Annotated in this window: 15 protein-coding genes; 9 read left to right on the plus strand and 6 right to left on the minus strand. The window is 31.5% G+C overall.

From position 1 onward, the window contains the following. The first annotated feature begins 396 nt into the window (after positions 1 to 396). The 9 genes from N1F78_RS09585 (at position 397) to N1F78_RS09625 (ending at position 10,870) form a co-directional block, all read left to right on the plus strand. Positions 397 to 4,320 (plus strand): two-component regulator propeller domain-containing protein, encoded by a 3,924-nt coding sequence (locus N1F78_RS09585; RefSeq protein ID WP_406682937.1) that lies wholly within the window; start codon positions 397 to 399, stop codon positions 4,318 to 4,320. Positions 4,321 to 4,506: 186 nt separating this feature from the next. Next, positions 4,507 to 5,040 (plus strand): YybH family protein, encoded by a 534-nt coding sequence (locus N1F78_RS09590; protein ID WP_406682938.1) that lies wholly within the window; start codon positions 4,507 to 4,509, stop codon positions 5,038 to 5,040. Positions 5,041 to 5,211: 171 nt separating this feature from the next. After that, a complete protein-coding gene (locus tag N1F78_RS09595; RefSeq protein WP_406682939.1) occupies positions 5,212 to 5,784 on the plus strand; it encodes a porin family protein in 573 nt (190 codons plus the stop codon). 11 nt (positions 5,785 to 5,795) lie between these two features. Next, positions 5,796 to 6,362 (plus strand): hypothetical protein, encoded by a 567-nt coding sequence (locus tag N1F78_RS09600; RefSeq protein WP_406682940.1) that lies wholly within the window; start codon positions 5,796 to 5,798, stop codon positions 6,360 to 6,362. Positions 6,363 to 6,411: 49 nt separating this feature from the next. Further along, positions 6,412 to 8,088, plus strand: a complete 1,677-nt coding sequence (locus N1F78_RS09605; RefSeq protein WP_406682941.1) for a hypothetical protein — start codon at positions 6,412 to 6,414, stop codon at positions 8,086 to 8,088. Beyond that, positions 8,081 to 9,307: a radical SAM/SPASM domain-containing protein gene (locus N1F78_RS09610; RefSeq protein ID WP_406682942.1), complete on the plus strand. Its 1,227-nt coding sequence runs from the start codon at positions 8,081 to 8,083 to the stop codon at positions 9,305 to 9,307. The genes N1F78_RS09605 and N1F78_RS09610 overlap by 8 nt, the downstream gene beginning before the upstream one ends. A gap of 7 nt (positions 9,308 to 9,314) precedes the next feature. Then, on the plus strand, positions 9,315 to 10,037 hold the full coding sequence (locus N1F78_RS09615; RefSeq protein ID WP_406682943.1) for a sterol desaturase family protein: 723 nt from the start codon (positions 9,315 to 9,317) through the stop codon (positions 10,035 to 10,037). Between the two features lie 200 nt (positions 10,038 to 10,237). Further along, positions 10,238 to 10,582, plus strand: a complete 345-nt coding sequence (locus N1F78_RS09620; protein WP_406682944.1) for a hypothetical protein — start codon at positions 10,238 to 10,240, stop codon at positions 10,580 to 10,582. 24 nt (positions 10,583 to 10,606) lie between these two features. Beyond that, the gene (locus N1F78_RS09625; protein ID WP_406682945.1) at positions 10,607 to 10,870 is read left to right on the plus strand and encodes a hypothetical protein; all 264 of its coding nucleotides are present in this window, start codon (positions 10,607 to 10,609) and stop codon (positions 10,868 to 10,870) included. A gap of 76 nt (positions 10,871 to 10,946) precedes the next feature. Here the strand turns inward: N1F78_RS09625 and N1F78_RS09630 are convergent, their stop codons facing one another. The 6 genes from N1F78_RS09630 to N1F78_RS09655 all read right to left on the minus strand — a co-directional run bounded on the left by N1F78_RS09630 (position 10,947) and on the right by N1F78_RS09655 (position 19,929). Beyond that, positions 10,947 to 12,137 (minus strand): hypothetical protein, encoded by a 1,191-nt coding sequence (locus N1F78_RS09630; RefSeq protein WP_406682946.1) that lies wholly within the window; start codon positions 12,135 to 12,137, stop codon positions 10,947 to 10,949. 79 nt (positions 12,138 to 12,216) lie between these two features. Next, a complete protein-coding gene (locus tag N1F78_RS09635; RefSeq protein ID WP_406682947.1) occupies positions 12,217 to 14,481 on the minus strand; it encodes a polyribonucleotide nucleotidyltransferase in 2,265 nt (754 codons plus the stop codon). A 301-nt stretch (positions 14,482 to 14,782) separates the two neighbouring features. Next, positions 14,783 to 15,052, minus strand: coding sequence for a 30S ribosomal protein S15 (gene rpsO, locus N1F78_RS09640; RefSeq protein ID WP_406682948.1), 270 nt, complete (start codon positions 15,050 to 15,052; stop codon positions 14,783 to 14,785). Between the two features lie 130 nt (positions 15,053 to 15,182). After that, a complete protein-coding gene (accD, locus tag N1F78_RS09645) occupies positions 15,183 to 16,043 on the minus strand; it encodes an acetyl-CoA carboxylase, carboxyltransferase subunit beta (protein WP_406682949.1) in 861 nt (286 codons plus the stop codon). A 206-nt stretch (positions 16,044 to 16,249) separates the two neighbouring features. Continuing rightward, positions 16,250 to 17,317, minus strand: coding sequence for a class II fructose-bisphosphate aldolase (gene fbaA, locus N1F78_RS09650; protein ID WP_406682950.1), 1,068 nt, complete (start codon positions 17,315 to 17,317; stop codon positions 16,250 to 16,252). Between the two features lie 131 nt (positions 17,318 to 17,448). Further along, positions 17,449 to 19,929, minus strand: coding sequence for a BamA/TamA family outer membrane protein (locus N1F78_RS09655; RefSeq protein WP_406682951.1), 2,481 nt, complete (start codon positions 19,927 to 19,929; stop codon positions 17,449 to 17,451). Positions 19,930 to 19,936: the final 7 nt, after the last annotated feature.

The raw sequence follows: 19,936 nt of genomic DNA on the forward strand, positions 1-19,936 counted from the left end.
ATTCAGTAGTTATACGTATATAAGTCGGATAATGTTACAAAAAGTTTCAAATTATTTTTCTCTTGTCTTAATTAGACGCAAAAAACTCGATAAAGTCACATTATTATTGAGTTTTATTAACATATGTTAAGAAAAAATATAGGTTTTTAAGATATCATGGTGTGATTTATTAATTATAGACAGAAACCTGAATAGTTTACCTTCAATGTTCTAATGCTAATAAGAAAATTATTATTTTTAGGAGGCTTATAATTAGAAAATTGAATTATAAGATTCTTTAAAGGCATGAGATTAATTCCTAAAACAATAATAAATTACTTTATTTTCTCATGCTTATTTGTTTGCTTTTTTTTTACTTCTGCTCAAACCACAAATCCTAGAATTAAATATTTATCCATGAAGGATGGAATGTCTCAAGTATCGGTTAATGACATGATACATGACAGTAATGGTTTTGTTTGGATAGGAACAGCTGATGGTTTAGATAGGTTTGATGGTAATGTCTTTAAGCAGTTTAAACATAATCCTAATGATTCTACATCAATTTCAGGAAATTATATAACAAAAATTGTTGAAGGTATTAATGGTGAAATTTTGATAGGTACTAGTGGTAATGGGTTAAATATTTTTGATCCTGAGACAGATTCCTTTAAAAAAATCAATCTTGAGTCAAGTGCGAAAAATGAAATTATTACTGGTATTGCTGTAGATACGGATGGTGATGTTTTGGTTTCAACAGTTAATAATGGACTATTTATTCTAAGTAATGATGATGGTAGATTTAATAAAAAGTACTATTTAAGCAACCTTTCTATTACTAATGTTTTTAAAGATAGAAAGGGTGTTATATGGTTAGGTACTTTAAAAGGAGAAGTTTATGGGTATACAGATGACTTTGATGAACCCATAATAAAGTTTAAGGTAGGAGGAAATGTTCAATCATTTTTTAGAGGATACAATCATTTGTTTGTTGGAACTTATGATGGTTTTTTTTCATATAATTTTGACACCACCGAAATAAAATCTATAGAACTTGAAGCTTCTGGGGATTTTAAAACCATGCATGTGGTTGATTTTCTAAAAGAAAATGATACCCATATATGGGTGGCTACAAGTAGAGGGCTTTATTTATATGATTATTTAAATTCTAAGGTTGAATATAAAATTGAATACCAACAGAAAACAGGAACTGGATTAAGTAATAATACGGTTCAATCTTTACTGAAAGTTTCTCCTAGTTTGTTATATGTAGGTACAGCCAATGAACTCAGTTGTTTAGAGTTTAATGCCTCGGGTTTTAATAATATTTCAAAAAACAAAAAGGGAAAAAACATTCTTAATGATAATGTAATTTTTTCAATTTATAAGGATAAGAATCTTTGGGTTGGAACCTCTGATGGTGGTTTAAACCTTATAACAAAAAACAAAACTTATTTTTTTATTGATAACCAAAATGACCCAAACACAATTGCGGGTTCTGTTGTTAGGGCAATAGTTCATGATGAAGAAAATAATCGCATGTGGTTTGCAACAACGAGAGGACTTAGTTTGTTAAACTTGAATGACTTTAACCCCAATAGGCCTGTTTTTAAGAATTTTTATTTTAATCCAACTAACAATAATTCTATTAACTCAAACTTTTTGAAGGATTTAGAATTAGATAGTAAAAATAATCTTTGGGGAGCTACTCATGAGCATGGAATTTTTAAGTTGGTCTATAGAGCTGAAAATAATTATAAGTTTACGCGGTTTTCTTCGGAAGTTGGCAATAAGAATACATTAGTTCATGATGCAACAAACTGTATAGAGATTGATGACCAAGATAATATTTGGGTAGGAACTCAAAATGGGATATCAAAAATCTACACTGATGATGATAAGGGCTTTCATTTCGAAAACTATGTCCAGAATAATGCCTTAACGTCTACATTACCTCATAAATCTGTAAATGATATTTTGGTAGATGATAGTAATCAGGTTTGGGTTGGAACTAGAAATGGATTATGTCTTTTAAATGAAGATGGGAGTTTTATGACTTGGACTGCTCAAAAGCAGTTTCCTAATGCTTTAATATATAGTCTTCAAGACGATTTAGAAGGAAATCTATGGCTTGGTACAAATGATGGATTAGTGAGGTTTGCAGTAGAAAATAATCAGTTTTATCACTACAGTTCTTTAGACAATATACAAGGGCGAGAATTTGATACTCATGCTAGATTTAGAGATGACCAAGGTTACGTGTATTTAGGAGGTGTTGATGGAGTAACGTATTTTAACCCAAATCAATTAAAACTTTTAGATGACCCAAAAATCTTATATTTTTCACAATTACGGATAAAAGATGAAATTGTTAGTCCCAGATCAAATATTCTAAATAAGGCCATTGAGAAAACATCTGAAATTGAATTTAGTCATGACCAGTTTCCTTTTTATTTAAAATTCTCAACAACCGATTTCCGTTTTGATAAAAATGCCCAATATGCTTATAGATTATTACCATTAGATGATGGCTGGAATTTCTTAAATGATACTGAAATACAGTTTTTAAGTTTACCTGTTGGCGATTATAATCTTGAGGTTAATGGATTTTCAAGAGGAGAAGAATGGAGTAAGCCTCCGTTGTCTATTAAATTAAAAGTGAATCCACCTTGGTGGTTAACTACGGTTGCAATTATAGCGTATATATTTACTTTAGTTTTATTAACATATTGGTTTTATAGGTTTCTACTTTCAAGAAAATTAGCTTTAGCTGAAAGCGAAAGGCTTAAAGAAATAGACCAATTAAAAAATTCTTTATATACAAATATTACACACGAATTCAGAACACCTATAACGGTTATTTTAGGTATGATTGATACTTTGGAAACCAACTTTGGTAAACCTTCAAAAGCTTTGGAAAAGCCATTGCATCTTATTAAAAACAATAGTGAGAGTTTATTGAAAATGGTTAATGATATGTTAGATTTAACGAAGCTTGAAAGTGCTGAAATAAAACTGAATATGACCCAATCAGATATAGTCAGTTTTATAAAATATCTTTTTGAAAGCTACCAGTCTTTGGCTAATGAGAAACGAATTAAATATACTTTTTATTCAGAGATTGATTACTTGTTAATGGATTTTGATAAGGAAAAAATGGCTACTGTTGTCACTAACTTATTAATTAATGCTATTAAATTCACCCCTTCTGATGGAGAAATTATCTGTCACTTAAATACTAAAGGAGAGAGTGATTTATTTTTAAAAATAGTAGATACTGGTGTTGGTATACCAAAGGAAGACTTGTCAAACATTTTTGAGAAATTCTATCAATCAAAAAAAGCATCTTCTCCAGACACAAGAGGTACCGGAATTGGACTTGCACTTACCAAAGAGCTTGTTGAACTTATGAAGGGTAGGATTAAAGTTGCAAGTAAAGAGCTTTTAGGAAGTGAGTTTGTAGTTACACTTCCTATTACCAATAGCTCTAAAATTGTTGTAAAATCTAAGGATTCTGATAAAACTAAAACTGTTATAAGTAACTCTAAACAGAAGGTTAAAAATGAATCTGTTTTCGAGATTACAGAAAAGTCAACCATTGCATTAATAATAGAGGATAATAAAGATGTTGCCTATTATTTGCAGAGTTGTTTAGAAGATAAGTACCAAGTCATACATGCCGCTGATGGTGAAGATGGAATAAAGAAAGCATTCAAGTATATACCGGATATCATTATTAGTGATGTTATGATGCCAAAAAAGAATGGGTTTGAGGTCTGCAATTATTTAAAAACAGAAATGGCAACTAATCATATTCCTATTATTCTATTAACCGCTAAAGCTTCTGACGAAGCTAAAGTTGAAGGCTTAACATATGGAGCAGATGCTTACCTAATTAAACCTTTTAATAAAAAAGAATTATTTGCTAGAATTAATCAGTTGGTGAATCTTCGTAAAAAGATGATTGAAAAATTTGGTAAAGAAGATTTTAAAGAATTTATTGAAAGGAAAGATGAAAACCCAGACTCTATATTCATTAAAAAAGTAATTGAAGAAGTTAACGAAGCTATAGATGATTCCGAATTTGGAGCAGCTCAATTAGCATCAAAATTACATTTAAGTGAATCTCAGGTTTACAGAAAAATTAAAGCAATTACAAATAGATCTACTGCAGTTTTTATAAGGTCAGTTAGGTTAAATAAAGCAAAGCTTCTTTTACAAACTACCAATAAAACCATTTCTCAAGTGGCTTATGAGGTAGGTTTTAATGATCCCTCTTGGTTCAGTAGAGTTTTTAAAGATGAATTCGGTCACCCTCCTAGTGACATCTCCAAGACTTAATTAATTCAAGTTTTTAATTGCAATAATAATTAAGCGTATTCATCATACTTGCATAAATACTCCTATGCTTTGACGAAATAGTTAAAGACATTTAATTTTATCACATCTACATTTGAGGAATAATTTAAGCCCTCTTTTCAATTTTTTAAATGACTTAAATATTTATTAACCATAACAACATTTATTATGAAAACAAAGCCAATTTTAACCTTATTAGCTCTTAGTATAGTATTATTTCTCACCAATTGTAAAGAAAAACCACAGGAGGTTGCTGAGGTAATTGTAGAAGAAGTAAAAAAAGTTGATTTAATTAACGATGAATTTTCGGAAGCTAAGGAAGAGGTTATGAAAACTTTTGGAGCAATTGGACAAAGTATATTAGATGGAGATGTAGATAAGCTCATATCTTTTCATGCCTATGGTCCAAAATTCACCGAATTCAAAAAAGGAGAACCTCGTTGCGGGAGTGAAGCTAACGAAGCACATGAGCGTGGTGTTTTTGGGTCTGTAACAGAAGTAGTAAAGTTTGATGCAAACGATTTAAAAGTTGCTGTTTATGGGGATGTAGCTAATATGACATTTCATTCAGATTTTCATTTAAAATTCGGAGAGGATTTAGTAATTGTAAATGACCAAATCACCTTGCTTTTTGTAAAAACAGATGGTGGCTGGAAACTAGTGCATGAACATCATTCCCCTCTAAATAAAGAAAATATTTAACCCTAATTTATATAGTTAATCTATATAATTAATTATTTGATAAGTCATAGACGATGATGGGTTGGCGGACTGAAATGAACTCTTTTATAAACTTAACAGACTTTAAAATATAAAAATAATTTTCCCGGAATTTAATAGTATCGTTATTTAATAATTTAAAACTAATTAATCATGAGAAATGTATTTATTATGTTGGCTACTTTTTTATTAGTTATTTTTTCAATGCAATCTCAACAAACACAGTTTGGGGTTAAAGGAGGATTAAATATTTCAAATCTTACAGGAGATACCTACGGATTAAATTCAAAAACTGCCTTTCATTTTGGAGTATTGGCTGAAATTCCATTATCTGACATTTTAGCCATTCAGCCAGAATTATTGTTTGCTGCACAGGGATCTAAAGCTGATAGTGACCAATTAAAACTAAACTATTTTAATATACCTGTAATGGCTAAATATTATGCTACTAATGAAATAAGCATTGAAGTTGGTCCTCAATTTGGATTTTTATTAACAGCAAATTCTGAAATTGATGATGAGGGAGATATAAAAGATGATTTGAATCAATTTGACTTTGGGATTAATTTTGGTATTGGTTTTAAAGCAGATAAAGGTTTAAACCTAGGGTTTAGGTATAATTTAGGGTTAGCTAATGTTTATAATGACCTTTTAGATTATTTTTCTGAAGATGATTTTAAAGCACATAATAGTGTTTTTCAATTATTTGTGGCTTATATGTTTTAGTTATAAAAATTATGAGAAACGTAAAATATCTGCTATTATCAATATGTCTATTTGGGCATATCTGTTTGATTAACGGTCAAGAAAATCACAAACCTGAGTCTAGCTTTTCTTTTAGTATAGGTCTGGGTTATTTTGGACATATGTCACCTGGAATAGGTTATGAAAGTGTGTCTTTTGTTGATGAGCCAAACAAAGAACCTAGCATGAGTTTAAATGGCGATTTAGCTTTTGAAATAGATAAATATATATTCTCATTCTACTTTACTCTTGGTTTAGTTGACCCTATTCCGTATAAACAAGATAGCTATTCAGAATATAATTTTACTGTTGGAAAAGAATTCTTTAAAAAGGGAAGATTTGCTTTTGAAGGTCATGTGGGTATGGGGTATTTTGAGCAAAAGGAACGCTATGCGCCTGATGGACAAATTGAAATATACGGAACCGTAGGTTTTCCTATAAGAATAAAGGCTAACTTTTATTTAACCAACAATATTGCTTTGGGCTTGAACCCCAATGCTAATATAAATTTTGACTCTTCAATAATGTCACTTTGTTTAATTACTAAACTTCGTGTTTGACATTATTTAGAATGATTAACGCTAATTGGTAATATTTAAAAAACAAATTATGAACTCTAAAAACAAATCATTTATTTCACTTTATTTGAGAATAAAAAAACAAAAATGTATATCTGTTTTTTTGTCGTTCCTCATGTTATGGGCCATTATATCTTGCTCCTATTATTCAACAAGAAATGTACAAACAACCAAAGAAAATATAACTAAAACTGTAAAAGATTTCAATCAATCTAAAAAGTATGTGATTATTCATTCTGATAGTTCATCGTGGCATTTAAACGATATGGTTGTTAATGAAGATAACCAAATGCTTTCAGGGAGTATTTTACCAATAGATGAACAACATAAATACAAGAAGCCCAGAGAAAAAAAGCGTGTTAATAGATATTCTCATTCAAAAAACAATCCATTAAATGAAATTCATTTTTATTTAAAAACTTCTTCAAGTTTTCAGAATAATCAAAAAGTTAATATACCTATGTCAGATATTGCCTCTATTTCTGTTAATGATAAAAACACAGGAAGGGCTATTGCTAATGTGATGTTAGGAACTGTAGGAACTGTTTTTGCAGCATTACTTATTTATGCTGCTCTAAAGTCATCATGCCCCTTTGTTTATATTAAAAATGGAGAAGTCTATAATTTTGTTGGAGAGTTGTACCCGGGTGTAATTACACCAAACATGCAGAATGATGATTATTTGCCCTTGCCAGATTTTAAATCTGAAAATGGTATTTATACGTTAAAAGTAGCCAATTATTTAAAAGAGGTACAGCACACAGATCTTGTGCAACTGATACTTGTAAATCATGAAAATAATGTTGAAGTTCTTTTGGATAATGATGGTAGATTACAAACCATTAGCAATCTTGAGTCACCAGTAAAGGTGACTCAAGATAATGATCTTGATAATTTGAATTCAGCATTAAAAAAGGACAATGATTTTTATGCATTCAATACGCCTATAGCTACAAAAAACAATACCAGAAGTGTTGTTTTTGAATTTGAAAAGCCTAAAAAGTCTGGTCAAGCAAAATTATACCTAACCGCTAAAAATTCGGTATGGTTGGATTATATCTTCGGAAAATTCAATGAACAGTTTGGTCAATATTATAATAAGTTTCAGAAAGACCAACAGCAAATAGATGGAGATAGTATAAAAACATGGACTAAAAATCAGCACATTCCGCTATCTGTTTACAAGAAAACAAAAACTGGTTGGGCGTTAATTGAGCGCGTTAAAACCGTTGGCCCCATGGCCATGAGAGATTTAGTGATTCCATTTAATTTTGATGATGGAGAGGATGTTTTAAAGATTAAGTTAGAAACCGGTTTTATGTTTTGGGAGGTAGATTATGTTGGTATGGATTTTTCTGAGAATATTGATTTGAAACCAGAATATATTAACCCATTAAAGGCAACAGATCAAAACGGAATTGATGTTACACACCTGTTAAACAAAGCCGACAACAATTATTTCACTCAACCTCATATTGGAGATGAGGTTATAGTTCAATTCCTTTCAACAGAGAATAAACAGCGAATGAAACAATCGGCTTTTCTAAAAAATAGGGGTTATTATAATTATTTAAGAAACTATAAAGGTATTCCTGATTTTGAAAAGCTTAAGACCTTTAGAACTCCTAGTGTTTTTACAAATTTTTCTGAGGAGGCTTACTTTGATTTTGTGAATTATAACCCTAAAGTAATAGCATATCATGAGTAGTAGTATAAGATCTATGACGTTAGAATCTGATTCGATAGCAAATTCAATTATTGAAGAAGTAGAAACAAAGACTCCAGAAAAAAGTAATCAGATAATAAGTGGTTTAAAAAAAGAATGGATTCATTTTAAATTGCGCTTTAGTTTAATAAGAATCATTGTTAATCTTTATTCAAACCCGAAAAATTGGATTTTAGCTTTTAAATATTTGATTCAATTACGAAAAAAATTCTTAGGGAGTTTTAAGTTGAAGAAACTGGTTGAAGTAGATAATAAATATTACATGGGGCTTTATACTCCAGGATGGAATGATTTAAACTACAAAAGATTCATTGTTTCTGAGTTAAACCATTTTATTCCAGTAAAGCAAAAAACCATACGTTTTAACCATGTACATTTGGCTATTACTAATAAATGTGCGCTGCAATGCGACCACTGCTACGCTTGGGATGTTTTAAACAAGAGGGGTACTTTAAATGAAGAAGATCTTCTAACCATAGCAGATAAGTTACAAGGAATGGGGACTTGTCAAATTCATTTAACAGGGGGAGAGCCAATGATTAAATATAAAACTTTGATTAACCTACTTAATTATACCAATGAGACCACAAATTTTTGGATAAATACCTCAGGGTTTCAATTAACAAATGAGCGAGCAAAAGAATTAAAAGTTTCTGGCTTAACAGGAGTTTTTATTAGTTTAGATCATTTTGAAGAAGAAGCTCACAACTCCTTTAGAAAATATAAAGACGCTTACTATTGGGCTACTACTGGCGCAAAAAATGCAGTTAAGAATAACCTAGCTGTAGCTCTTTCTGTATGTGTTACAAATGATTTTATTAGTAGGGTGAATTTATTGGCTTATATGAATCTTGCCAAAGAATTGGGGGTTCATTTTGTACAGTTTTTAGAGCCTAAAGCAGTAGGTCATTTTAAAGGAAAAGAAGTGACTATTACAAAGGAAAACATTGCGCTTTTGGAGGTTTTTTACGAGCAAATGAATTTTTCTAATGATTTTTTAGATTATCCTATAATAAATTATCATGGCTACTACCAAAGACGTGTAGGATGCTACGCTGGAGGTAATAGAAGTATGTATGTAGATACCGATGGAAACATTAACGCATGTACATTTTGTCATACAAGTTCAGGCAACATATTAAAAGGCGATTTTGAAGAGGCTTTGAAACGTATGTCCAAAAACGGTTGTCCTTCTTATTAAAAGGTTTATGGAAAGCTTATTAGAAATATCATCTTTTAAATTATGGTTGTTTTTATTAGGAATTTTGATTGCTAGATATGTATTTGTGGCAGGAATACCTTATCTGTGGTTGTATGCTATTAAGAAGAAGAAATTTCAGAAGGTCAAACTTCAAACGGAACATCCTTCAAAATCACAGATATTTAAAGAAATCAAATTCTCATTATTTACCATGATAATTTATAGTTCTGGGATATGGCTTTTCTTGTATTGGTTGAAGCATGGGTACACAAAAAACTACGTAGAGATTCATGAATTTGGAACTCCATATTTTATAGTTAGTATGTTTTTAATGGTAATTATCCATGATGCTTATTCGTATTGGATACATAGGTTTATGCACCATAAAAGTATTTTTAAATATGTGCATTTGTTACATCATAAATTTAGTAACCCGTCTCCTTGGTGTGCCTTTGCATTTCATCCTTTCGAATCTATTCTAACGTTAGGAATTATTCCTGTAGTTATGTTTTTAATACCATGGCACAACTTAGCTTTAATCATTTTTATTTCTGGTATTATACTATATGACACTTTTATTCATTGGGGTTATAATATTAAGGCGTTAAAAGTTTTTAAGTGGCAAAATACACCTATGGACCACGATGTGCATCATCGGAATTCCAAATATAACTTCGGTCTGTATTTTACTTTTTGGGATCGATTAATGGGAACATATTTGAGTAAATAATTTTTTTAAAACTAGTAATTATGAAAACAATAAAACTCATTTAAGTTTAATAATAATATGCTTAACACTTTTGTTATGTTTTAATGTGCATTTGCAAAATGAAACTAAAAAAGTAAGAATTTATAAAATATGGGTAGAGCTTACAGATAAAACCAAACAAAAGGGTTTTTTGTATGCGGTAGATGATTCATCACTAAAGATTGTTTCAAGAAAATCTTTTAAAAGATTTAAACGAGATTATAACAATAAATGCTAAAGATATTTATGGGGTTTATATTAAAAGGAGAGGAAAAGTTTGGAGAAGGACCTTAACAGGAATGTTAGGAACTGCTGTAGTTGTAGAGCTTATACAGGTTTCTGGAGGTGGTGAGGGCTCTTGGATTTCAAATGAGGCAGCAGCAGCAACTGGTGTTATCTTTGGTGCACCAATAGGCGCATTAATTGGCACAGGCAAAAAGAAATTTATAATCTATGGATATGAGAGCGTTTTTAAAGCAAAATATGAAGAACTCAATAGATATGCTATGGTAAAGAAATCTGAATAAAATACGGATATAAATAATCATAAAATGAAAACTATATTAAAATTTATTACAGTTATAGTTTGTTGTTTCGTTACATGTATAGGATGCTCTAAAGATTCAGATATAACTTGTGGTACGGTAACAGATTTTAACTTTCGTTTTATTAGTATGTTTAATGGTAGTTATGTTTTTAAATTGACAGTAAAGTTGCCTGATGGTTCAATTAGGCATGATTGGATAGAGGCTGATAGAATAGATAGTGATGCTTATAAAGTTGGGGATGAATATTGTGGTGACTTACTTAAATAGCCTTAATTAAATATTATATTACAAAAAGTTTCAAATTATTTTGTGGATCTATAGTTTTTAGACCCAAAAAAACATATCACGTCACATTGTTAAATAGTTTTAAAAGGGCAGTGATGTAGTCTAATTGTAATTGGTTTTTATCTTTTGAATATAATTTTTTTACCGAATATACTGTGGCAAAAACCTTAAACTTAGTTCTAAAAATCATGTTCTTGATGGCTAAATTGCTAGACTTTTCAATTAAATCTAATTTATTCAATTGCTTTCGCCACCATGCAAGGCGTTTGTTATTAGGTTTCTTTAAATCTTCATCAAACCTTGTTAGTAATTTATGATTTAGCGTAGTTTCCCGCATAAATATCTCAGAAAGTTGTTTGGTTTGTTCAAGGTATGCTCCAGATTGCTTTAGTTTATCAAATTTTTTTTGGATACTGTCTATTGTTATAAATGATGAGTAATTATCTAATAGGCGTTCATAATTTTCTGAAGCAAAAATTAACTCATTATTTTCTTCGTTTTTAAGAATTTCATTAAAATCATTAAGATATAAATTTAAGATTTGTTCTTTATCTTTAATGGAAGCTTGTTTTTTTTGTTTTTGAAGATTTAACCAATTAAATGCTTTTAAAATTTCATTTTCATTTGGCCATTTGTGCTTACTATTATTAGTTATTAAGGTGTGATTAAATTTAGCTTGATTTAGGAATATTTTATTTTCAATCATTTCACTATAATTGAAATCTCTATTACCGCATATGCCCACGTAGTCATAAGATTGGGTTGAAGGCATGTATTCCGGTACTTGTGGAAAACCTGCTCCACAAGCAATAACTCCGGTAAACTGTTCTGTAAGCGTAGCAATAGCACAAGCTAGTCTAGAACCTCCAGAAAATCCACTTAAATATATGCTGTTGTTTCTAATTTTGAAAACTGAGGTGGTATGGGAAAATAGATTATTGAAAATCTTGAAATTTTTTTCGTATGGTCCATTTTTGGAATTGTTTGAACAAAAAATGATATAACCATATTTTTCTGACGCCTTAATAAATGGTTTTAATCCATTACGACCTTTTCCTGAAGGATCAAATACATATATAGCTGATGAAATGTTTTTTTGGTTAAATGAATTGGGGAGATATAAGGCAAAGGTTTCTCCTTCATTGTTTCCTACTGGTATAGAGTCAATAATAACACCCTTTTCAAATTGATTTTGAGAAAAGGTAAATACCGTGAAGAAAATAAATAAAGGTGTTATGGTTTTAATCATATCAGCTGTAAGTTAGCTTTTTAAAAATAAAAAGCCCAGCTTTTTTAAAACTGGGCTTGTCTTGTAGAAATTAAAAAAATTAATCTTCTTTCTTATCTTCTCTAGGTCTTCTATCGTCTCTACGATTATCTCTACCTCTGTTATCACGTCCTCGATTATCTCTTCCTCTGTTATCACGTCCGCCACCTTTATTATCTCTTGGCGGTCTTGCTACATAACCTTCTGGTTTTGGTAAAATAGCTTTTCTTGATACTTTCTCTTTTCTAGTTCTAGAATCTATTCCAAAGTATTTTACATCAAATACATCTCCCATGTTTACAACATCAGATACATTTTCAGTACGTTCCCAAGCTAATTCACTAACGTGTAATAATACCTCATTCCCAGGAGCTTCAACATATTCTACAACGGCGCCAAAGTCAAGCATCTTAATTACTTTAACTTCGTAAACGCTACCAACTTCTGGCTTAAATAATAAAGAGTCTATTTTTGCTAAAACAGCATCAATACCTTTACTTCCAACACCTAAAACTTCAACTATACCTTCTTCAGTAACAGGATCTTCATTAATTACAATAGTAGTCTCGGTTTCTTTTTGTAATTCTTGAATTACTTTTCCACCAGGACCAATTAATGCACCAATAAATTCGTTAGGAATACGTCTAGTAACCATAGTGGGCGCATGTTCCTTAACTTCTGCATTTGGTGTTTCAATAGTTTCAGTAATTTTACCTAAGATATGTAAACGACCATCACGAGCTTGTTTTAGAGCATTTACTAGAATCTCGTACGATAATCCTTTTACTTTAATATCCATCTGACAAGCCGTAATACCATCAGCGGTACCTGTCACCTTAAAGTCCATATCTCCTAAGTGATCTTCATCACCTAAAATATCAGAAAGAACCGCGTAGTTTCCAGAATCAGCATCAGAAATTAATCCCATTGCAATACCAGAAACAGGTTTTTTCAATTGTACACCAGCATCCATCATAGCCATAGTACCAGCACAAACCGTAGCCATAGAAGAAGAACCGTTAGATTCTAAAATCTCCGAAACTACACGTACTGTGTATGGACAATCTTCAGGAACCATTCCTTTTAAAGCACGTTGTGCTAAATTACCATGTCCTACCTCACGACGTGATGTTCCACGAATTGGTCTAGCTTCACCAGTTGAAAAAGGTGGGAAGTTATAGTGTAAATAGAAACGCTCTTCACCTTCGTAAGATGGCATATCTATTTGGTTTGCCTCTCTACTTGTGCCTAAAGTAACCGTTGCCAATGCTTGAGTTTCTCCACGTGTGAAGATAGATGAACCATGTGTAGATGGTAAATAATCAACCTCACACCAAATAGGTCTAATATCCGTTGTCTTACGTCCATCTAAACGTAAACCTTCGTTTAATGTTAAATCTCTAACGGCTGCTTTTTCAGCTTTAGAGTAGTATTTAGAAACTAAACCTCCAATGTCTTCTAATTCTTCTTCAGAAAAACTAGATACAATTTCTTCTTTAATCTCAGCAAAAGCAGCACTTCTTTCATGTTTAGCAGAACCTGCTTTAGCAACAGCATACACCTTGTCATATGCCATATCATGAATTTTTTGCGCTAAATCAGCATCTTCTCTTTCTGGTTCGTACTCACGTACTTCCTTTTTACCAAAAGCTTCAGCTAATGCAACTTGAGCAGCACATTGTACTTTAATAGCTTCATGTGCAAACTTGATAGCTTCAGTCATTTCTTCTTCAGAAATCTCATCCATTTCACCTTCAACCATCATCACAGAATCAGCCGACGCACCAATTACCATATCAATGTCAGATTCTTCTAATTGAGCAAAAGAAGGGTTGATGATTAATTCGCCATTAATTCTACCAACTCTTACTTCAGAAATTGCGCATTCAAAAGGGAAATCAGATAATTGAATAGCAGCTGATGCAGCTAAACCAGCCATAGCATCTGGCATAACTTCAGGGTCATGAGACATTAGTTGAATCATTACCTGAGTTTCAGAATGGTAATCTTTTGGGAATAATGGGCGTAACACACGGTCTACTAAACGCATAGTTAATACCTCACCGTCACTTGGTCTAGCCTCTCTTTTAAAGAAACCACCAGGATAACGTCCTGCAGCAGCAAATTTTTCGCGGTAATCTACCGTTAAAGGTAAAAAGTCAACATCTGCTTGTTTGTAGTTGGAAACAACTGTACATAATAACATACATTTTCCAGATTGCACAACAACGCTACCATGCGCTTGTTTTGCTAATTTTCCAGTTTCAATAGAAATTTCTCTACCGTCACCAAGGTCTATAACCTCTTTAAATGTTTTTGGAATCATAAATTTTTTCTTCTTGTTCAAGCAAATCTATGCTTGAATCATGTTAAACAATGGTCGTTGTGTTGTTGTAGTTGTTGTGTGAGACATGAAAATGTCTGTGACCAATGAAAAACTATAATTAGCTTCTTATAATTTCCGGTGTTTAAACTCTCCCGAATAGAGTATTTATGTTTTGGACGTTACCCACAAGGGGTCGGGCTTTCAGCTATATCTTTTTGTCATACTTCAAAAAAGGATGCCGCTTCAATCCCTAACGCAAAAGAAAAAACCACGCTAAATGCGTGGTCTTTACTTATTGTGATTATTTTCTTAATCCTAATTCTTTAACTATCGCACGATATCTTAAAATATCTTTCTTAGTTAAGTAATCTAATAACGCTCTGCGTTTACCTACTAATTTTACTAACGAACGCTCAGTGTTATAATCTTTACGATTCTTTTTTAAATGTTCAGTTAAATGGTTAATTCTGTGAGTAAACAACGCAATTTGCGCCTCCGCAGTACCAGAATCGTTTTTTCCTTTTCCGTGTTTTGCGAAGATTTCTTCTTTCTTGTCTTTTGTTAAATACATGCTAATATTATTGTAAATGATTTTTATGTATTCGAAAGCTTTTCTTTCGAGCGGCAAATATACGTTTTTTTATTGATTTGCAAGTGAATAAAAAGAAAAGAAAAAGCGACCTAATTAGGTCGCTTTTTTATTATGCTCTTAAAGGCTGATTTAGAATTAAATCTAAATACTGATTTACCTTGTCTTTTAAATTTCTACGTAATGTTATAAAATCTAAGAATCCGTGTTCTAATAAGAATTCTGCAGTTTGGAAACCTTCAGGTAAATCTTGCCCTGTAGTATCTTTAACTACTCGAGGTCCTGCAAACCCTATTAAAGCACCAGGTTCGCTAATATTGATATCACCTAACATAGCAAATGAAGCTGTAGTTCCTCCTGTTGTAGGGTCTGTACATAAAGATATGTAAGGTAGTTTAGCCTCTGCTAATTGTGCTAATTTGACAGATGTTTTAGCTAATTGCATTAAAGATAATGCCGCTTCCATCATTCTTGCGCCACCAGATTTAGAAATAACCATTAAAGGTAACTTGTTTTCTAAGGCATAATCAGCCGCTCTTGCTATTTTTTCTCCAACAACACTACCCATAGAGCCGCCAATAAAGCTAAAATCCATACAGGCAACAACTAATTCTTTTCCTTTAGATTTGCCAACAGCAGTTCTAACGGCATCTTTAAGTTTAGTTTTACTTTGAGCTGCTTTTAAACGTTCTGGATACTTTTTAGTATCTTCAAATTTTAGTGGGTCTTTAGACTCTAAGCTCGCATCTAACTCTTTAAACTTATTATCATCAAATAGTATTTCAAAATACTCTTTACTTCCAATACGAACATGATAACCATCTTCCGGACTTACATAAAAGTTTTGTTCTAACTCTTCGGTATCTACAATTTTACCAGTTGGTGATTTATACCATAGCCCTTTAGGAGTGTCTTTTTTCTCCTCGGTAGAGGTTGTTATTCCTTTTGTTTTTCTTTTAAACCAAGATGACATACTTGCTAGTTTTAGTTTTACAATGATAAAAATAATTAATTAAATAACCATTGTTTTATGTTAAGCCAGATTACAAAATTAAGCCTTTTTTTAATTCTTTGGTACCTACCTAAGTATTTAATTATAATGCACGCATACTACTTTTTTTCCATAAAAAAAGGTTCCGTGAAAGCGGAACCTTTAATGTTTTATACGTATTGTCTTTATTATAAGGTGTTTACGTTGTTTAAATCTTCAAAGGCTTTCTTTAAACGCTCAACAAAAGACTTTTCACCTTCACGTAACCAAACACGAGGGTCATAGAATTTTTTATTAGGAACGTCATCACCATCTGGGTTTCCAATTTGGGACTGTAGGTAACCTGATTTGTCACTCATATAGTCGCGAATACCGCTCATAAAAGCATATTGTAAATCTGTGTCAATGTTCATTTTTATAACACCGTAGCTGATACCTTCTCTAATTTCTTCTACTGTTGAACCAGAACCACCATGGAATACGAAATCAATGTGGTTGTGTTCAACACCGTATTTTTCAGAAATATATTCTTGAGAATTCTTTAAGATTTTTGGTGTTAATTTTACGTTACCTGGTTTGTATACTCCGTGAACATTTCCAAAAGCAGCTGCAATTGTAAATTGAGGACTTACTTTGCTTAATTCTTCATAAGCATAAGCAACTTCTTCCGGTTGAGTATATAATTTAGAATCATCAACATCTGTGTTGTCAACTCCATCTTCTTCACCACCAGTAATACCAAGTTCTATTTCTAATGTCATACCCATTTTGCTCATACGCTCAAGGTACTGTTTGCAAATTTCAATATTCTCTTCAATTGGTTCTTCAGATAAGTCAATCATATGAGAACTAAAAAGTGATTTTCCAGTTTCAGCAAAATGTTTTTCACTTGCATCTAATAAACCATCAATCCAAGGTAAAAGTTTTTTAGCACAATGGTCTGTGTGTAAAATAACAGGAACACCATATTCTTCTGCCAAAGTATGTACATGTTTAGCACCTGCAACAGCACCTGCAATAGCTCCTTTTTGCCCATCATTACTTAAACCTTTACCAGCATTAAATTGAGCACCACCATTAGAAAATTGAATGATTACAGGAGCATTTAAATCTCTTGCTGTTTCTAACACACCATTAATAGTGTCAGAGCCTATCACGTTTACCGCAGGAAGTGCATAATTATTTGCCTTTGCATGGTTAAAAATAGCTTGAACCTCTTGTCCTGTTGCTACTCCAGGTTTTATGTTATGTCCCATTTTTTAATTGTTTAATTTGTAAATTTTGAGTTCAAAAATAGTTAAAATTTAGGTAATTACCCCAAGGTTTATAAGTAAAAAAACCATAAATCAATACTAAAACGATGTAGTTGAAATAGCCTATATAAAACTTAAAATGGGTAGTTTATACCGATATTATATACGGCGTTTGAAAAGTTGTAGTCATTAAACCATCTATTATTTTGTTCATAAACTGGATTGTAGGTTTTAAAACCAATATCAAAGCGGAAGACAAAGAAACTAGCATCAAATCTTATCCCGAAACCAGAACCAATAGCAATATTTTTTAGAGAATTAAGATTAGTGAAAATGGCTTTTTCATCTTCCACATCATCTAAAACATTCCAAATATTTCCGGCGTCTATAAAGAGGGCTCCATTAAATCTTCCAAAAATGTTAAAACGTTGCTCAAGATTGAAAGCCAGTTTTAAGTTAGCTTCGTTAAATTCATTAGAAGATTCAAGGCTTCCAGGACCTAAACGATAAGCAGACCATGCCCTATTATCATTGGGGCCACCAGCAAAAAAACTTTTTGAAAATGGAATATTGGTAGAATTTCCATATGGAATAGCAATTCCGAAAAAGCTTCTAAAAGCCAATACGTTTTTGTTTCCTAAATCCCAATGTTTTGTATACTCTATTTCGGTTTTTGCATATTGCGAAAAAGCGACGTTAAAAAGTTTGTACCTATTGGTTTCATCTTTTTCAAGGCCTAGAAGTTTTGAAGTATTTGCCAGTAAATTTCCGGCAAATTCAACCTTAAAACGAAATATTGAAAAATTTTCATCAAATAAATTGGTTCTACCGTCATTGGTAAAACTAAAACTAGAGGATAAAATAAGGTTATCTTCTGTTAATCTTTCTTTTCTTTCATCTATACTATTTATAGTGGTTAATTGATCGGCTGAGATTTCAGAAGGTGTAGGAGTATTTAAAACATAATCTAAAAAAGCATCTGTTTCTTCTGGGGCTACTAAATTATCTGCAGTGTAATTTACATCTTGGGCAATTTCATTTAATAAAGTGTATGAGTTTTGATAAACATCAAAGTAATTATCAATATTAAGGTTTCTTACATATTGTACATTAAATAAATCTAGTCCGTTTGTTTTCTTAGTATTTGGAAACCAATTATAATTTATGGTGCCACTCAAAGTTTGTTTATCAAGACCAATATTAGTTTGACTTGTGGCAGCTAAACTAATTTTAGTATTTGGAGACATATGTTTAGGTATAATACGCTCTGTGTAAAATGGAGAGAGTAACCTAGGTATGGTGAGATTTAAATCTAGACCAAACTCAATAATATCAAAAAACGGATCGTTTGGGTCATTCTTGTCTTCCGAAGCTCCAATGGCTCCAATGGCTGAAATTTGGAAAGTTTCAGCACCTCTAAAAATATTTCTAATTTGTAGACTAGGGTTTATTGAAAAACCAAGTTTTTGAATATTACTTGTTGAAACATCTGTTCCTAAATTAAGACTAAACTTTTTTAAGGGAGATAATCTAATGGTACTTGAAAGCGAATTATCTAAATTTTCTTGATATTCAATATTTGGGTATTTAAATGTACGTAGCTGATTAAGTTGCCGGTAGGTTAATGTGCGGTCGCTATCTCTAAATATGTCTCCTGGTGTAATAAAAATAGCGTCTGTTAGAGCACTAGGTTTATAACGTAATTTGCCATAACTGAATAAGTTATAACCCCCAAATCTAATAGAGTCTTGAAAAGGTTGGTTTCGTTTTTCAAACGTGTAATCAGTAATAATATTAACCTCTCTAATGTCGTAAACTTCAAAGGGTGCCCTAGTAATAGAGTCGTGATTTCTTATTGCTCTATCTTGAATTTTAATGCCTACATTTACTTTTTTATTCGTTCCAACAGTATCTATTTCAAAGGTGATATAGTCCTGATTAAAATGGTATATACCTGAATTCCTTAATTCATTTGATATCCTTTCTCGTTCTTGCGTAAAATTGTTTGTCTTATATTGTTCATTTGGTTTAATTAAGGTGTTTTTCTTAATACCCTGATACAATGAATCAATAATTTGTGATTTTATGCTTGCACTTATGGAATCAATAATAAAGCCTTTTCCAGTTTCTATATTGTATTTTATTTTGGCTCTTTTATTATTGTTTTTTTCAATGTTATATGTTGTGTTTACATTAAACCAGCCGTTGTTGATATAGTAATCTTGAAGGCGTTTTATTGATTTTTTTGTTTTTGATTCGTCTACTATTACCGGTGGCTCACCTGTTCTTTTCCACCAATTGTTAATACCTAATTTTGATTCTTGTAACCTAGAATACTGTTTTTTTGATAAAAACTTTTTAACCCGGTGTTTGGTTGAGTCATTTAATTTTGCTGAAATGATAGAATCCACATTCGGTCGAGCTACATTATACAGATGTAATCTAAGAGGAAACCCTAAAATTTTTCTATTCGGGTTTTGAACTAATAAATTATTATGGGTTTCTGTATTTTCTTTTTTATTATTTACAAGAATAATATTGTCTGTTAGTAAATGCTCATCTTCAGCAATTCTTTTTGTGGCTTCACAACCTGTTAAGCATTTTATAGTTAACAATAAAACC

This window comes from Seonamhaeicola sp. MEBiC01930, assembly GCF_045277075.1.
Taxonomy (GTDB): domain Bacteria; phylum Bacteroidota; class Bacteroidia; order Flavobacteriales; family Flavobacteriaceae; genus Seonamhaeicola.

Bases quoted from the DNA above. Each gene is read 5' to 3' on its own strand.
- N1F78_RS09610 (WP_406682942.1), top strand. From the start codon at position 8,081: ATGAGTAGTAGTATAAGATCTATGACGTTAGAATCTGATTCGATAGCA.
- fbaA (WP_406682950.1), bottom strand. From the start codon at position 17,317: ATGGGACATAACATAAAACCTGGAGTAGCAACAGGACAAGAGGTTCAA.
- rpsO (WP_406682948.1), bottom strand. From the start codon at position 15,052: ATGTATTTAACAAAAGACAAGAAAGAAGAAATCTTCGCAAAACACGGA.
- N1F78_RS09600 (WP_406682940.1), top strand. From the start codon at position 5,796: ATGAGAAACGTAAAATATCTGCTATTATCAATATGTCTATTTGGGCAT.
- N1F78_RS09630 (WP_406682946.1), bottom strand. From the start codon at position 12,137: ATGATTAAAACCATAACACCTTTATTTATTTTCTTCACGGTATTTACC.
- N1F78_RS09590 (WP_406682938.1), top strand. From the start codon at position 4,507: ATGAAAACAAAGCCAATTTTAACCTTATTAGCTCTTAGTATAGTATTA.
- N1F78_RS09615 (WP_406682943.1), top strand. From the start codon at position 9,315: ATGGAAAGCTTATTAGAAATATCATCTTTTAAATTATGGTTGTTTTTA.
- N1F78_RS09595 (WP_406682939.1), top strand. From the start codon at position 5,212: ATGAGAAATGTATTTATTATGTTGGCTACTTTTTTATTAGTTATTTTT.
- N1F78_RS09605 (WP_406682941.1), top strand. From the start codon at position 6,412: ATGAACTCTAAAAACAAATCATTTATTTCACTTTATTTGAGAATAAAA.
- N1F78_RS09635 (WP_406682947.1), bottom strand. From the start codon at position 14,481: ATGATTCCAAAAACATTTAAAGAGGTTATAGACCTTGGTGACGGTAGA.
- N1F78_RS09625 (WP_406682945.1), top strand. From the start codon at position 10,607: ATGAAAACTATATTAAAATTTATTACAGTTATAGTTTGTTGTTTCGTT.
- accD (WP_406682949.1), bottom strand. From the start codon at position 16,043: ATGTCATCTTGGTTTAAAAGAAAAACAAAAGGAATAACAACCTCTACC.
- N1F78_RS09585 (WP_406682937.1), top strand. From the start codon at position 397: ATGAAGGATGGAATGTCTCAAGTATCGGTTAATGACATGATACATGAC.